The sequence below is a fragment of the Mycobacterium sp. HUMS_12744610 genome (genome assembly GCF_041206865.1).
Lineage (GTDB): Bacteria > Actinomycetota > Actinomycetes > Mycobacteriales > Mycobacteriaceae > Mycobacterium > Mycobacterium servetii.
Map to the genome: position 1 here is coordinate 1927481 of NZ_JBGEDP010000001.1, position 13483 is coordinate 1940963.

The 13483-nt window shown below is 66.0% G+C and carries 19 protein-coding genes and 1 tRNA gene; 13 read left to right on the forward strand and 7 right to left on the reverse strand.

Going from position 1 to position 13483, the window contains the following annotated elements; genetic code table 11:
• The first annotated feature begins 60 nt into the window (after nt 1-60).
• Nucleotides 61-684, forward strand: coding sequence for a non-canonical purine NTP pyrophosphatase (locus AB8998_RS09535; protein WP_369737668.1), 624 nt, complete (start codon nt 61-63; stop codon nt 682-684).
• A gap of 14 nt (nt 685-698) precedes the next feature.
• Here AB8998_RS09535 and AB8998_RS09540 read toward each other — a convergent pair whose 3' ends face one another.
• Together AB8998_RS09540 and AB8998_RS09545 are read right to left on the reverse strand one after the other, a co-directional pair.
• The gene (locus AB8998_RS09540; RefSeq protein WP_369737669.1) at nt 699-1049 is read right to left on the reverse strand and encodes a DUF3817 domain-containing protein; all 351 of its coding nucleotides are present in this window, start codon (nt 1047-1049) and stop codon (nt 699-701) included.
• Nucleotides 1046-1426 carry a hypothetical protein gene (locus AB8998_RS09545; RefSeq protein WP_369737670.1) on the reverse strand — a complete coding sequence of 127 codons (381 nt, stop codon included), beginning with the start codon at nt 1424-1426 and terminating at the stop codon, nt 1046-1048. Before AB8998_RS09545 ends, AB8998_RS09540 begins: the two co-directional genes overlap by 4 nt.
• A 74-nt stretch (nt 1427-1500) precedes the next feature.
• On the opposite strand from AB8998_RS09545, the gene AB8998_RS09550 reads away from it, so the two are divergent.
• Nucleotides 1501-1584: transfer RNA gene (locus AB8998_RS09550), tRNA-Leu, on the forward strand.
• A gap of 53 nt (nt 1585-1637) precedes the next feature.
• Here AB8998_RS09550 and AB8998_RS09555 read toward each other — a convergent pair.
• Nucleotides 1638-2789, reverse strand: a complete 1152-nt coding sequence (locus tag AB8998_RS09555) for a tyrosine-type recombinase/integrase (RefSeq protein WP_369737671.1) — start codon at nt 2787-2789, stop codon at nt 1638-1640.
• Nucleotides 2776-3489, reverse strand: coding sequence for a hypothetical protein (locus tag AB8998_RS09560; RefSeq protein WP_369737673.1), 714 nt, complete (start codon nt 3487-3489; stop codon nt 2776-2778). The genes AB8998_RS09555 and AB8998_RS09560 overlap by 14 nt, the downstream gene beginning before the upstream one ends.
• A 114-nt stretch (nt 3490-3603) precedes the next feature.
• Between AB8998_RS09560 and AB8998_RS09565 the strand changes: the two genes are divergently transcribed.
• From AB8998_RS09565 to AB8998_RS09580, 4 genes are read left to right on the forward strand one after another with little or no spacing between them, the layout of a single operon-like run.
• Entirely contained in the window at nt 3604-3825 is a 222-nt protein-coding gene (locus AB8998_RS09565) for a helix-turn-helix transcriptional regulator (protein WP_369737674.1), read from the forward strand.
• On the forward strand, nt 3822-4904 hold the full coding sequence (locus AB8998_RS09570) for a hypothetical protein (RefSeq protein WP_369737675.1): 1083 nt from the start codon (nt 3822-3824) through the stop codon (nt 4902-4904). Before AB8998_RS09565 ends, AB8998_RS09570 begins: the two co-directional genes overlap by 4 nt.
• Nucleotides 4901-5233, forward strand: coding sequence for a DUF2742 domain-containing protein (locus AB8998_RS09575; protein ID WP_369737676.1), 333 nt, complete (start codon nt 4901-4903; stop codon nt 5231-5233). Before AB8998_RS09570 ends, AB8998_RS09575 begins: the two co-directional genes overlap by 4 nt.
• On the forward strand, nt 5230-5391 hold the full coding sequence (locus tag AB8998_RS09580; protein ID WP_369737677.1) for a hypothetical protein: 162 nt from the start codon (nt 5230-5232) through the stop codon (nt 5389-5391). Before AB8998_RS09575 ends, AB8998_RS09580 begins: the two co-directional genes overlap by 4 nt.
• Nucleotides 5392-5484: 93 nt before the next feature.
• On the opposite strand, the gene AB8998_RS09585 is transcribed toward AB8998_RS09580, so the two are convergent.
• Nucleotides 5485-6744 (reverse strand): ISL3 family transposase, encoded by a 1260-nt coding sequence (locus tag AB8998_RS09585; protein ID WP_369737678.1) that lies wholly within the window; start codon nt 6742-6744, stop codon nt 5485-5487.
• 142 nt (nt 6745-6886) lie between these two features.
• On the opposite strand from AB8998_RS09585, the gene AB8998_RS09590 reads away from it, so the two are divergent.
• The 6 genes from AB8998_RS09590 to AB8998_RS09615 all read left to right on the forward strand — a co-directional run bounded on the left by AB8998_RS09590 (nt 6887) and on the right by AB8998_RS09615 (nt 10486).
• Entirely contained in the window at nt 6887-8239 is a 1353-nt protein-coding gene (locus AB8998_RS09590) for a DUF3631 domain-containing protein (RefSeq protein WP_369737679.1), read from the forward strand.
• 11 nt (nt 8240-8250) lie between these two features.
• Entirely contained in the window at nt 8251-8559 is a 309-nt protein-coding gene (locus tag AB8998_RS09595; RefSeq protein ID WP_369737680.1) for a hypothetical protein, read from the forward strand.
• Complete coding sequence (locus tag AB8998_RS09600) at nt 8556-8999, forward strand: helix-turn-helix domain-containing protein (RefSeq protein ID WP_369737681.1); 444 nt, start codon at nt 8556-8558, stop codon at nt 8997-8999. Before AB8998_RS09595 ends, AB8998_RS09600 begins: the two co-directional genes overlap by 4 nt.
• Before the next feature lie 2 nt (nt 9000-9001).
• Entirely contained in the window at nt 9002-9727 is a 726-nt protein-coding gene (locus AB8998_RS09605; RefSeq protein WP_369737682.1) for a hypothetical protein, read from the forward strand.
• A 12-nt stretch (nt 9728-9739) separates the two neighbouring features.
• Complete coding sequence (locus tag AB8998_RS09610) at nt 9740-10159, forward strand: hypothetical protein (protein WP_369737684.1); 420 nt, start codon at nt 9740-9742, stop codon at nt 10157-10159.
• 138 nt (nt 10160-10297) lie between these two features.
• Entirely contained in the window at nt 10298-10486 is a 189-nt protein-coding gene (locus AB8998_RS09615; protein WP_369737685.1) for a hypothetical protein, read from the forward strand.
• A gap of 969 nt (nt 10487-11455) precedes the next feature.
• Here the strand turns inward: AB8998_RS09615 and AB8998_RS09620 are convergent.
• Both AB8998_RS09620 and AB8998_RS09625 read right to left on the reverse strand, forming a co-directional pair.
• Nucleotides 11456-11710: a hypothetical protein gene (locus tag AB8998_RS09620; protein ID WP_369737686.1), complete on the reverse strand. Its 255-nt coding sequence runs from the start codon at nt 11708-11710 to the stop codon at nt 11456-11458.
• Complete coding sequence (locus tag AB8998_RS09625) at nt 11707-12339, reverse strand: RelA/SpoT domain-containing protein (protein ID WP_369737688.1); 633 nt, start codon at nt 12337-12339, stop codon at nt 11707-11709. The genes AB8998_RS09620 and AB8998_RS09625 overlap by 4 nt, the downstream gene beginning before the upstream one ends.
• A 774-nt stretch (nt 12340-13113) precedes the next feature.
• Here AB8998_RS09625 and AB8998_RS09630 point away from each other — a divergent pair.
• Entirely contained in the window at nt 13114-13458 is a 345-nt protein-coding gene (locus AB8998_RS09630) for a hypothetical protein (RefSeq protein ID WP_369737689.1), read from the forward strand.
• Nucleotides 13459-13483 lie beyond the last annotated feature (25 nt).

Here is a 13483-nt window from a genome sequence, read left to right on the forward strand (position 1 = left end):
ACTTGGTCGTGTGCACATAGGCTTCCTACGGAGGGTGACCGCCATGTCCCGGATCGAGCGGTGACCCGGCTTCTGGTCGCCAGCCGCAACCGCAAGAAGTTGGCCGAGCTGCGCCGGGTGCTCGACGGTGCCGGGCTGTCGGGCCTGACGCTGCTGTCGCTGGACGACGTTCCGCCGTTCGCCGAAGCGCCGGAAACCGGTGCGACGTTTGAGGAGAACGCCTTGGCCAAGGCGCGGGACGGGTTCGCCGCCACCGGGCTGGCGTGCGTGGCCGACGACTCCGGTCTGGAGGTGGCCGCCTTGAACGGGATGCCCGGTGTGCTGTCGGCGCGCTGGTCGGGTGACCACGGCGCGGACACCGCCAACACCGCGCTGTTGCTGGCCCAGTTGCGCGACGTTCCCGACGAACGGCGCGGCGCGGCCTTCGTCTCCGCGTGCGCGCTGGTCTGGGCATCCGGCGAGGTGGTCGTCCGAGGCGAGTGGACGGGCCGGATCGGGCGAGAACCCCGGGGCGACGGCGGGTTCGGCTACGACCCGGTGTTCGTCCCCGACGGCCCCGGCAGCGATGACCGCACCGCGGCGCAGCTCACCCCGGCGCAGAAGGATGCGGTGTCGCATCGGGGTCGCGCGTTGGCGCTGTTGGTGCCGTCGCTGCGGGAGCTGGCGGCTCGCGGCCGGGCGTGAGCAACGTTCGGCCTCTACAGCCCGAAGCGCGCTTTGATGTCCCGGGTCTGGAAATGCTCGACGATGATGCCCAGCAGTGGGATGGTCCCGGAGAGCAGCACCCCGATGGTTTTGCCGATCGGCCACCTGACCTTGATCGCGAGGTTGAAGGCGGTCAGCACGTAGACGAAGTAGACCCAGCCGTGCACCACTTCGATCCACCGGATCTGGTGGTGGAAGACCAGGTGCGACACGATCTCGTAGCACAGCGCGATCAACCACAGGCCCGTCGTCCACGCCATGATCCGGTAGCCGAGCAGCGCGGGGCGCAGCTTGTCGGCGGGCACCGTGGGCGCCGGCGCCCCGGGGGTCTCGGGTGTCGTCATGCGGTCGTCCTTTTCTGCTGCTGGGTGTCTTTCCTGGCGAGCTCGGCGAGGTAGGCGTTGTACTCCGCAAGCGCGGGGTCGTCGGGCGGCCGCTGGGTCGGATGGGGCCGCTCGGGCAGCACTCCCGCAGGTATCTCGGTCGCGCCCTGGTTGTCGCGCGGCTCCGGCGGCGTCTCCTCGTACCGCACGAACTTGCGGTAGGCGTAGACGCAGAACCACGCGAACATCGGCCACTGCAACGCATACCCCAGGTTCTGGAACGTACCCGAGACGGATTGGAACCTGGACCACTGCCACCAGCCCAGGGCCAGGCAGCCGCACGCCGCCACGACCACCAACGCGATCAGCGCGGGCCTGCGGCGACGGGGACTGGGCACCCCTTGACGGTACCGCGGGCACGAGTGCGCAGCACCGCACCGTCTCCCGCGGCAGGCGGTACGATCGGCAGGCTGCGGGCGTGGCGAAATTGGCATACGCACCGGCTTTAGGTGCCGGCGCTCGAGAGAGCGTGAGGGTTCGAGTCCCTCCGCCCGCACCGACGCGGTAGGGGTATCTGCCCAGGTAGATAGCGGTTTTCATGTTTGCCAGCTAAGCCTCTGGCCGCCCCGTGGCCGCATTTTGGCCACAACTTGCGAGTAACTTCGGCGAGTCACAGTTATCTCCCGTGGAGTACCGGGCGTGCAGGCTGACCGCGACGGCATCGAGGTCGTCGTCGAACAAATCCGCATACGTATCGAGGGTGATCTTGGCGGACTTGTGGCCCAGCATCCGTTGCAGTGCAAGCACGTTCACGCCGGCCGACACCGCCAGCGACGCGCACGTGTGCCGCAGGTCATGCGGCGTCACCTTCTGGACCTTCGCCCGTTTCACAGCCGCCTGAAACCAGCCCGTCGACGACTTCGGCCGCTGCAAATAGCCGCCGCCGCGGCCGGCGAAAACGAGATCGCCGGGTGCCTTGCCCTTGCACTGCTCCGCAAGCTCATTCAGCACGAATTCAGGCACCGGGACCGAGCGCGCCTGGCGTCCCTTCGTCGGGCCGACCGCGTGCCTGGTGCCGAGTTGCACGGCATTCTCCGAGACGTTCAGACGGCGCCGCAGGAACTCCACATCGGCCACCCGTAGGCCAATCGCCTCGCCCCACCGCAACCCGCAGTACGCCAGCAACAGGACCAATGCCCGGTACTCGCCCGCTTCGTCCGCCAGTCGGCGCACGTCATCAGCGGACAGGTAGACGTGTCGACGAGCCAGCTTGCGCGGCAGGTTCTCGATGCCTTTGCAGGGATTGGCGGCCAAGCGCTTCGCCTTCACGGCATCGGCCAAGATCCCGGACAGCACGCCGTGCGCGCGCAGCACCGTCGTCGCCCCTCCGCCGTCGCGGCCCATGGCGGCGATCCACGCCTCGATGCCCAGCACGTCGACATCGGCGACGGCTACCGATCCCCACCGTGGTTGCACATGCACTCGCCAGGCCGATTCGATCATCCGATAGTGAGATGGCGCGGTAGCCCGCTCTTTGCGCTCAAGCCAGCCTGGCGCCAATTCGCCAACCGGGATGCGACCAAGGGACGGCTTGACGTACTGGCCGGTGAGCTTCTCGACCTCGACGCTGTTAGCGAACGACTCGGCATCTCGCTTGGTTTTGAAACCGCGCTTCTGTGTCTCGCCGCGGTCGGGAGCGCGATAGCGTACGCGGTAAAGCGTTGCGCCACTGGCGGTTTGGTATTTGCTAATCGTTGCCATTGCCCAGGGCTTCCTCGAGTTCCGCACGAAGCTCACGCGATACCCGACCGCGCTTCTGCTGATTGGCGTCCGGCCCGGCGCGCCGGTCGCGCTCCTCGCTGAAGGTGCTCTGCCAGAGCCGGAACGACACGGCGGCCAGACGATCGCGGCTAATCCCGAGCCGCTGAGCTAGCCGATCCTCAGTCAAGCCAGACCGTTGGCGCGTGAGCGCCAGGTCTGCTGCTGCAACGTCCGGATCAAGGTAGCCGTCCACGATTGCCCTGGATAACGCGTGGCCTCCGATGCTCGTATGTACCTGGTGCACGCCGACTTCATCGGCGCCCAACAGCTCTGTAAGGTCGAGCGGCCACGGGCGTCCGTGACACACACCTGCAACTACCGCACCAAGCGGGTCGGGTCCGTCAGGCGTCAACACTATGTTGCCGTCAAACTGCACCAACTCGGCCAACGTCACTGGACGGCCAACGGGGATTCCGCGCTCTTTTGCGTCGGCGTGCGCCTTCGACAACGCCAAGCTGACCGCGAGAGCGGTACCGAAGGTCAGCTCCCGCCGGCCGCGCTCGAAGTCGCCCACCTTCGAGGCAGTCCAGCGTAGGCCAACCTCGCGCGCATAACGCACGAACTGCTCTTGGGTGACACCGAGCCTCGACCGGATCGCCTGGCAGTTCCGGCCGATCACCACAGCGAGCGGCTCACGCATGACACGGACTATAACGCACAAGCGCGTCGCTTGACAGTAATTGCATGCTTGTGATTCGCTCTAATCACAAGCTACGCATCAGTGCGTAGCGAACGATAGAGAGGACGGTAGCCGATGGCTATCCCTGATGGCATCGACACGGCAACCCCCGCGGAGGTGGCACCAACGCTAGGCACCAGCGAAGCGGGTCTCGCTCAAATGCGTTATCGCGGAACGGGGCCCAGATTCGTCAAGGTAGGCAAGAAGGTGCTCTACCGCTGGTCTGACGTCCGGAAATACCTGGACGCCAACACCGTGCAGCGCACGGACGACCCGCGAGGCGCCGGTGTGATATGAGCCCTCCACCAAAAGAAGTCGGCCCGGGCACTCAGTCCCGGGCCACCTCGACGTCGCGAAACGCTACCTCCATCCTAACGGACGAATCTGGCGGCCTACTCGGGGAACTAACGATCGCCGAGCCGCCCGATTATGTCTTCACTGGCGCCCCAGTGATGACCAAAGATCTTGCTCGCCGGATGACCAATTACATCAGGCTGACGACGGAGGTCCTTTGGGATGTCGTTGTTACGGTCTACAGGGGCGGCGCTTGGAAGGTCCTCGGCTACTCGTCCTGGGACGACTACTGCACCCAAGAGTTCGGCCCGACTCGGTTGCGGTTACCGCGCGAGGAGCGCGCCGAAGTGGTGGCTTCACTGCGGGAGTCGGGGCTGAGCATCCGGGCTATCGCATCGGCGACCGGCACGGGAACGCGGCAGGTTCAAGAAGCCCTACGCGAGCAGGTGTGTTCCCAGACCACACCTGCCGAGCCCGACGAGGACGCGCTTGCCGATGAGTTGATCGTCGCCGAGCAGGAGTTGCCTCCGCTGCTGCCTGAGAACGTGCCCGGCGCGCCAACGGAATCGACACCGGGGCAGACGGGTCGCGTAGTGGAGGCACTGGACCGGGCTCGGCGCTCTGAAGCCAAACCCGCGCCGATCATTGGCACGGACGGCAAGCGCTATCAACCCAAACCGGCACCGCTGCAGCGGGAGCCGCAGAAGCCCCGTCGGCGACCGCTCACCCAACAGGCGGACGCACTGTCGCTAGAACTCAACCGGATCAACCGGCGGTTGGAGAAGTTGGTCACTGACGACAGGTTCTCCCACAACAGGGAGATGATCGGCTGCCGCATCCGGCCGGCGGTCAAGACGGGGCTGGACGTCCTCGGACGCCTGGACCGGGGGATCAACGGCCCCAAGAACTCCGCCGACGACAAACTGTCCGCCCTGGCGGACGTGCTCCAACAGTGTGTCGTGTTCGCGGCGGGCATCGACTTCTCCGACGTCACCAGCAACGCCGCGCCGCAACACATCGCCGCCGTTCTCGACAACCTCGACGGCATTCATGACATCCTCGAGCAGCGGGGCGTCCGGTGACCGTCCCCGTGACGCGCTCCCAGCAGGTCTCTTGGTACGAGACCCACGAATTCATGCAGGCCTTGCTCGCCCAGGCGAATTGCGGGCCTCTTCCCTGGCCTGGCACCCCGAGCTGGTGTGAGCTAGCTGACGGAGATCCGCGAAAATTATTGTCCTTGGCGGCTTTTGGTGTTCACAACGCTTTGCGTGTCGAAACGGCGCAGGCCGCCCTCGCCGAGGCGAGTCGGGCTGTCAGCGCGGCGGCCGACTGGCCGAAGATCAGCCAAGAAGTCAGACAGCGCAACGAGTTCCGGGCCGAGCACACCTGGGCGAAACGGGTTTCGTCATGACCGCCGCGATTTATGGGACTAGAGCGATGCGGGATCTCGTACGCGAGGCGATTGAGTTCTGGATTGACGATGAGGCGCTGCGGCTGACTCGGCTCGCCGAGGAATCCGAACGCGAGGTGCTGCACCGTATCGCCGGACGCGGCTGGTGTGTCGAGTGACCGACACCGACCGCTCCGACGAGCTGCGCGAGCTGTGGGCAGAGGACAACCCGGACGGCGCCGAGTTGCTCGACGACGTACAACAATTTGGCTCTATTGACATGAATGTGGGTGGCCCCTGGTGTGGTATGGGAGTTCGAGGGTGACCGGTCCGCAAGCCAGGAGGATGAGAGCGAGGGCAGCTTGAGCGCTGTGGAAGCCGTAGGCACGGCGCACGAGGAGACGCACCTTGGTGTTGAGCCCTTCGTGGCGTCCGTTCGACAGGTTCCTCTCGATGGCGGCGTTGATGCCGGCGCGGTGTTTGCGGATGGTGCGCCCGGCCTTGACGAACTCCGGGATGCGGCTGCGTTGGGCTCGCGAGCACCAACGATCCAGCAGTTCGGCGACGGTGGCGGCGTCGAGGTCGCCGGCGAAGACCTCGCGCAACGCTTCTTTGAGTTGATAGGCGCGCCAAAGGATCCCGCCGCTGCGTTTCATTTCCCGCAGGGTTTCGGCTTGGGTGTCGGTGAGGTCGGCGGGGTTCTTCAGCAGCGCCCAGCGCGCACCCTTGAACGTGCGAGCGATGCGCTGATCGGGCAGCGTGCGGGCGGCCTGCCACACCTGGCGGCGCACCGCATCGAGCGCGTCGGTGACGAGCTTGACAACGTGGAACGGGTCGACGCAGATCACCGCCGCCGGCACCCGCTGGCGCACCGCTTTGGCGTAGGCGGGTCCCATGTCCATCGACACCGCTTCGATGGACGCACCTTCGTCGGGCAGTTCATCGAAGAAGGCGTCCAAGGTGTCGCTGTCCTTGCCGGGTTTGCCCCACACGATGGTGCCGCTGTCGTGGTCGGAGACCAGCGTCAAATACCGGTGGTGTTTGCACCAGGAGATCTCGTCGACGCCGATGTCGACCAGCCCGCACAGCCGGTTGGGGTCGAGCACGTCGGGGGCGAGGCGTTCGCAGATTGCGCCTACGGTGCGCCAGGCCACCCTGGCGAAGGTGCTGACGGTGGTTTTGTCGGTCTTGGTGACCAGCCAGGCCACCAGGTCCTCGAAGTCGCGGGTGTGGCGGGAGCCGGGGCGGGCGAACGGCACCGCTTCGGCCAGCACACCATGTGTCGGGCAGCGCAGCCGCCTGCGCCGCAACAGGATCCGGCATATCCGCCCGGCGGTGTCCAGATGCCGCCACGACGAGTCCACCTCCCGGGTGTCATAGCGATGCCGGGTCGTAAACGAGCAGTGCGGGCAGCCAAGCCGGCGCCGGCGCAAGCTAACCGTGACGCGCAGCTCACCACCGTGCACAGCGGCCGCGCCGACGCGCACGCCAGGCAGATCGAGCAGGGAATTGAGTAGGGTTGATGCGCGCACGGACGGCTCCAGGATCGATCGGGGTTAAGGCCATCGAACCTAGATCACCGTCCGTGCGCCCCGCTCACCATCCCCGCCGCCATACCACACGCTCCCTGATCCACATGAACGTCAGGAGAGCCAACAATTTGCGAGTGCTTTCTTGGCGCTGCCAAGCCCGCATCATCTGACGGTGCTGTGCCTGTGGAGTTTGCACACCTGGTGCGTCGGTGCGTTTTACGTGACCCCCAGGTTGGTCCTCGACTCTCCCGAGCCCGGTTCGGGAAAGACCCGCGTACTGGAAGTGCTTGCGCTGCTGTGCTGCAACGCGAAGTTGACCTTATCGACGACCACGGCAGCCCTGTATCGGCGGATTGCAGCGGCCGGCGAGAGGCCGCCGACGATCTTGCAGGACGAGGCCGACGCGGTTTGGGGGCGCACAACCAACCCGCAAGCCGAGGACTTACGGGCGATCTTCAACGCCGGGTACAAGCGCGGCGCCACGGTAGACCGATGCGAGGGCGACTCCAAGAACATGCGCGTGGTTGAGTTCCCGGTTTTCGCCCCGGCCGTGTTGGCGGGTTTGGCCGGGAAGATGCCGAAGACGATCATCGACCGGGCTGCCGCGGTCTTCCACATGCGACGCCGCGCGCCTGATGAGCACATTGCCGAATTTCGAGAGCGGGACGCCGCCGCTGCCGCTGCGCCGCTGCGCGACCGCATGGAGCGGTGGGCTGCCGCCAATTTCGACACTCTGGCGGCAGCGCGACCCGCCATGCCCGAGGGGGTGCGCGACCGCCCGGCCGAGTGCTGGGAGTCGCTGCTGGCGATTGCCGATGCGGCCGGCGATGGTTGGCCGGAACGCGCCCGCGCGGCCTGCCGTCACTTCGTGTTCGATAGCGACCCTGACGAGCTCTCGTTCGGCGCCCGGCTGTTGCGCGACGTGCACACCGCCTTCGGCGACCGGGACCGCATGTTCTCGGCAGACATCGTGGCCGCACTGGTCACCGACGACGAGGCCGAATGGGCAGACCTCTGGGGCAAGCCGCTCGATCAGAAGCGTCTGGCAAAGGAGTTGAAGCGCTACGGGGTGCGGTCGAACACCATCCGCATCGGCGAAGGGCGCGCCAAGGGGTACCAGGTCGACGGCGACGACGGGCTGGGCCAAGCATGGCGGCGGTACCTACCCGGCGCACTTGTGCGTGACATCCGTGACCACCGTGACATTGCAGGTCAGCGCGTCACGGATAAATCCGGCGACCGTGACAGCGGTGCCATCCGTGACGCATCCGTGACAACCGAAATGCCCTCTGAACAGGCGTTATTCGATGGCGTCACGGCTGTCACGGCTGTCACGCGCACCAATGGAAACTCGCCTACGCCAGCCACACCCGAACAGAACGCCGCCTACCGAAGCGGCCTCTGCATCGACTGCCGCGAGCGGCCGCCGTCAGCGGGGCGCCCTCGCTGCAACGCCTGCCACCGCGCATATGTCCGCACCTCAGCAAACCCGTGAAGGAACTCCCGATGAAACTCGTCCTCTCAGACAGGCCCGACAGTATCGACTACTTGAAGATTGCCGCGGCGTGGCGCATGGCCCGCGACACCGACCGCTCGGTGGTCGTCCATCGCGTGTGCTTCGAGTGCCCGGCGGTCGCGACCATTGCGCCCGCAGCGGCCGGTGGGGCCCACCGCATCGCCGCGGAGCACGAGGGCTGGTGCCCGGTGCTCGCGGCCCACGGGGGGCGTGCCCTGACGGCGCGCGAGCGGCGGCGGCACCGGCGCTACATGGACGGCGAGCAGCTCGCTGACCCCGCAGGCGAGGCGCAGTCGTGAGTGGCCGCCGGACCGCGGACGAGCGCACCCGGATCGCCGCTTCCGTTCAACGAATCGATAGCGTCGCGCTCAGCCTCGACGCGGCGCGGCTCGTCGTGCACTGGCTCGGCCAACTCGCCGAGATCACCCGCCAGCGCAACGGCTGCCCGCCTGAAGGTCTCGTCGAGTTCCAGCACGCAATCGCCGAGGAACTCGTGGCCGACTCGCGCCGACGCGAACAGGGCGGCTCGAGACCGCACGAGCTTGTAGGTTTCGAGCATGAGCAGCGATACATGGAACCTGCCGAAGCGGCAACAGCGCTTGGCGTTTCAGCCGATACGGTCCGCTGGCACTGCCGAAAAGGCAACCTCGATGGCCGCAAGTTCGGGCGCCAGGTGATGGTCACCGCGGCGTCGGTCGAGGCGCTGAAAGCGCGGCGCAGCGAGCAGAGAGGAGCCTAGAAGTGGCAGAGAAAGTGGTGGTCCCGCGCGCTGAAGTCGTTCGCCTGCTTGGCCTTCCGGCCGATGTGAATGAGGAGACGATGCAGCGTGAACTTGCTATTCAGCTCGCCGAAATCGAGGCTGCGAAAGAGGCTCGGCGGGTGTCGGCGGCCGAGCAGGCGGCCCGCGCCGAGGACCGGCGGATCGTGCTGGCCGCGGTGAACGCCGGCAAGTTCCCCCGCTCGCGCATCGAGTTCTGGACGGACGCGCTTCAGCGGGATCGCGAGAACGGCCGTGCCATCATCGCGTCGTTGGCGCCGGGACTACGGCCAGCCGAGCAGCTCGTCGTCGATGCCGAGGTTGAAGCGACACACCGCCGCGTGCTTGAGCGCTTGGGTGTCCGGGCGCCGCAGACAGTGGCGGCCAGCGACGGGACAACGACGTACCAGCAGGCCGTGCGCAACGCAGACAAGTTCGGGCGCAGCTCTGGCGAGCACTTGCCCGATCCGTTCGTGGTTCCGGCCATCCCGCCGCCGGTGCGGATCCGCACCGGCAAGCCGGCGTCCGAACTGACCGAGCGTGAGCGGGCGGACGCGATGCAGCGTCGCCTTGGACCCAGGTTCTACGCGGGCACGCAGCCGCCTCCGCAGGGCGACAAGTGGTTTCAGCCATCCCCCAACCAGCCCTACGTGTTCGACGAGGACTCGCAGCAGTGGCGCGAGAATCCGAACTACCGACCCACCAACTAAGGAGAGAGATAAATGCTCGGAACGATGGCCGTCAACTTAGCCATGGGCGTGAGCGGAGAATGGCGGCCGGCGTACCGCGTGGTTGCCCCCTTGGTCATCGTCAAGGATCAGACCGGCAAGCTGCACCACGCCTACAAGGGCAGCCAGTTGGCGTGGCTCAACGACGAGCAGCGGGACCACTTCCTGCGCAAGGGATTGGTGGAAGAGCTCGACAGCGGCGACGCGCCGATCCTGCCGTCCAGCGACCAGATCGGCAACTGTGTCGCCCAGCTTTCAAGCCTTGGCGTGGACCCCAGGGCCGGGCGACCGACGGCTCGCAAGGCGCTCGAAGCCGCCGGCCATCGGTGGTCGAACGAAGTGATCGCCGAAGCGGTCAAGATCCGCCAGTTCAGCGCACCTCATGATGAGCGCGAGAGCTTCCCCATCGCGTGAGGTAGAGCAGGTTTCCCGCGCGGCTTTCCGTGGCGGCTTCCCGCGCGGGTAGGTGCCGGCCGGCGCCCACAGCCAAAGGTCAATTGGGTAGGCCCCCGGCGCGGACCGGCCGGCACCGCACACACAGAAAGGAGCCGCATGGACGCGCAGACAGCGCAGCAGCGCTACATCGAGACGACGGCCCTGCAGGGTGCGCTGCAGGGCATGAGCGACGACGACCCCAGACGACGATTCCGCCACGACCCGCTGATGGCGTTGATCAACCAGGCCCACCGGGCGCGCACCGACCACGATGGCGGCATGAACTACATGTCAGTGCCGTTCTGATTTCGGCTCCGTGTGGGGAACTGGACCTACGCGGCGATACTCCGCGCGGGCTCGGAATCGAACTCCGGCCCCCGGCGTCGTCGGAGTATCGAAGCGCTGACCATGCGCGTTGGTCGTCCTCACACCGTGCGACGGGCGACCTCCAGCGGCTGCCATGGGTCGCCGGTCCTCCTACCCCCCCCCCGAAAAAATCAGGACCCAGGGGGGGTGCGCGACCGCCGCTCCGTCACGAATTTTTTTACACAGGACCCAAAAAATCGGGGAACCTGCCCCCTCTCCAGAGGGAAATCCCCTGGTGAGAGCCCCTTTTTGGACATGCCTGCTCATGCCGCGTGCGGGGGGATTTCCCCCCGCGCCCGCTCATGCCGCGTGAGGCGATTTCCCTTCGGTGGCGCGCCGCTGTCCGAGCTGTCCCGGACAGGTCATTTCGCCTGGTCACTTGCCCGAAGGGAGTCGGTGACCTCAATCCGGCTTAGGCCATCGGCGAGGAGCCGGTCGGCGACCATCGTGGGGTTCGACAGGCCGAGCACCCGGTCGGTGTCCCGCGCGAAACCCGGCGGCGTTGGGAATCCGGGTTGAATCCAGTGTGGACTGGTCAAGGCGTTGGATGCGTCCGAAGGGGAGTCTTCGATTGGGGTACGTCTGGCGTACCTCATCGTCAAGGCGCTCGCTTCAAGCGCCCGAGCGCGGCGACGGCGACACTGTGCCCGCGCTGTCCGGGACAGTTGTAGCCGGCCGGGCGGCAGCCCTGGGGCACGTGCGCTGGGTCGCGCCATGTCGCTGCTGTCGATCGGCGTTCCACTCGCCGCCGTGATCATTGTCGCGGGCTGGACGCTGGCCCGGACCGAGCAGCTGGTGTTGCGCCACGCGCACGAGATGTGCGAGCTGTTCCGGGAAGGCGCGACGGTCGACCAGGTGAACCAGCGGGACGAGGCGGGAGGGCGAGCGCCAGCATCGGCGACGCTGCAGTCAGATACCGGCGAAATACTTCGAGACTGCGACTGTGCCGTCGAAGTAGTTCGCGTGGGTGACCTTCACGGTTTCCAGCGAGTCCGAACCGATCAATACGATCTCAATCGAGTCAGCCGCGGCCATGTGTGTGCGTTCTAGCCTGGCGTACTCGGCCATCGCGCCCTTGGCGTCGGTGCCGAATTCCTTCAAGTCGACCAGCTCGGCGCGGTTATGGTCGAACACGAGCAAGAAGTGCTTCAGCGATGCACTCATCGACGTACTCCTTGCAGAAATGGTTGGGCAGCCTGTCTCAGTGTATATACCCGGTCCAAAAGCTCCGGCCCCACGGGTTGACCGTGTTCTTCAAGCGCCATCGCCTCTGACACCGCCGCGAACCAGTCTCGCACCTGTGGCGGCCCTCCGCCAGCCTTGATATCTAGCCCGAACCGAGATGTGACGCTCTCGACCGTGTAGGCCCACTCGTGCTGGACCTCTGTGCGCAGCTGGACTTCGATCAGTCGGCTCTGGTAGCGGACAATTATGTGCACGGCGCGGTAACCGTCTGGTTTTGGCTGGTCAACGTAGTCCTTGGTCCGGACTGTGACGGTGTCGCCTCTGTACCGGGACTGGACACTTCGGACTTCATCCAGGCTTTTCAACACGGCGCGGCAGCCGCCGATGTCGGCCATGCGGCCAAGATTCATGCCGGGTTCACGACGCAACTTGTCGATGATCGTGGGTATGCGCTTGAGCCGTTGTGACACTTCGATTTGAGAGCAGCCCATGGTCCCGACGCGGGACCGCAAGCCCATCGTTGCGGCACCAAGGGGACGAGCATGTGCTGCGCGCCAGGCTTCCAACGTATCCAGCGCTTCGGAGATCTGCTCAGCAGTGATCTCCATCGGCGCGGCGATTGTGGCCAGGTTCCCGCTCACTCGCAATTGGCGCAAGACGTTGCCCACGCGGTTCACCGCAGAAACGCTCGGTACGGAATTAACTGCCACGTCGGGCAACTTACCGCCCGACCCAGCCGCAATCCTTATGCAGGCACGCGGGTGCGCGGGCACTTGGGGCCGGCGGCATCGTGGCGACGAGGCACCGCGCGGTGATCACCGGGAGCGTGACATTCGCCTGAAATAAGTTTCGCGGGAATGTCACACCCGACCTCGCGAAGGCCACGTCCGTGCACCCCATGTGCGACGAGCTTGTGCAACGCACAAGGAACATGCATGGCGCGGTCAGGATGGGCGCCCTGGTCACAATCGTCGACCCCCGGGCCCCGGCAAAGCCTCAGGTCAGCGCCGGTGGGCTTTGGCCATGGCAGCCGGACACCGCTGCGCCCCGCTCGCGTGCGCCGCGGCTGCTAGTGGTGCGGGTCTAGCCGCGACCAACACCCTGGGGATAGCCCCACCGAAACGGCCTCGCCGGGTTGGCGTAGCGTGTCCGCCGGCAGGCCGACTGTCCCGTCGTGTGCATGTCGCACACGTCACGGCCTGCAATGATTGGCCCTGAGCTGTGGAAATATTGCGAGTACGTCAACACGTTGTTATGTCCATTGCGTGCATACTGCAAACGCACGCATACTGGGGTCGTTAACGTGCATACTGCACAGACACACGCATGCCGGGGTCGTGTACACGAGACTGCGCGTCCCCCGTAGTGGTTAGGAGAAGGAAATGATGTCGCTGCTTGCAGTCGACATCGGCAGCGTCGAGGCGGCCGAGGGGACGCGGGTCAAGAGCCTGGAAACCCTTCACGAGGCTTTGACGTATGCCGTGAGGGTCGACCTCGACCGAGACGACTTCCATAAGCTCTTTGTCCTTGCCGTTCGAGTGTTGGAGCTCGATCAGGACGCGACCGCCCGGATAGTCAAGGCTAGCCGGCCGACGATTAGTCGTTGGATCTCTGGCCGCGCGGTTCCTCATCGCGTGGGTCGCTCGTCGGTGTTCCGGGAGCTTCGCAAGGTTGCTGCTGACAAGCTGAAGCAGCATTCTGCGCTGGGAGCAGCAGCCCCCGCGTAAAAACGCGCCGCCTTCATCAGGCCCC

Bases quoted from the DNA above. Each gene is read 5' to 3' on its own strand.
- AB8998_RS09610 (WP_369737684.1), top strand. From the start codon at position 9,740: ATGCTCGGAACGATGGCCGTCAACTTAGCCATGGGCGTGAGCGGAGAA.
- AB8998_RS09570 (WP_369737675.1), top strand. From the start codon at position 3,822: ATGAGCCCTCCACCAAAAGAAGTCGGCCCGGGCACTCAGTCCCGGGCC.
- AB8998_RS09560 (WP_369737673.1), bottom strand. From the start codon at position 3,489: ATGCGTGAGCCGCTCGCTGTGGTGATCGGCCGGAACTGCCAGGCGATC.
- AB8998_RS09615 (WP_369737685.1), top strand. From the start codon at position 10,298: ATGGACGCGCAGACAGCGCAGCAGCGCTACATCGAGACGACGGCCCTG.
- AB8998_RS09630 (WP_369737689.1), top strand. From the start codon at position 13,114: ATGATGTCGCTGCTTGCAGTCGACATCGGCAGCGTCGAGGCGGCCGAG.
- AB8998_RS09580 (WP_369737677.1), top strand. From the start codon at position 5,230: ATGACCGCCGCGATTTATGGGACTAGAGCGATGCGGGATCTCGTACGC.
- AB8998_RS09540 (WP_369737669.1), bottom strand. From the start codon at position 1,049: ATGACGACACCCGAGACCCCCGGGGCGCCGGCGCCCACGGTGCCCGCC.
- AB8998_RS09620 (WP_369737686.1), bottom strand. From the start codon at position 11,710: ATGAGTGCATCGCTGAAGCACTTCTTGCTCGTGTTCGACCATAACCGC.
- AB8998_RS09625 (WP_369737688.1), bottom strand. From the start codon at position 12,339: ATGGAGATCACTGCTGAGCAGATCTCCGAAGCGCTGGATACGTTGGAA.
- AB8998_RS09555 (WP_369737671.1), bottom strand. From the start codon at position 2,789: ATGGCAACGATTAGCAAATACCAAACCGCCAGTGGCGCAACGCTTTAC.
- AB8998_RS09565 (WP_369737674.1), top strand. From the start codon at position 3,604: ATGGCTATCCCTGATGGCATCGACACGGCAACCCCCGCGGAGGTGGCA.
- AB8998_RS09595 (WP_369737680.1), top strand. From the start codon at position 8,251: ATGAAACTCGTCCTCTCAGACAGGCCCGACAGTATCGACTACTTGAAG.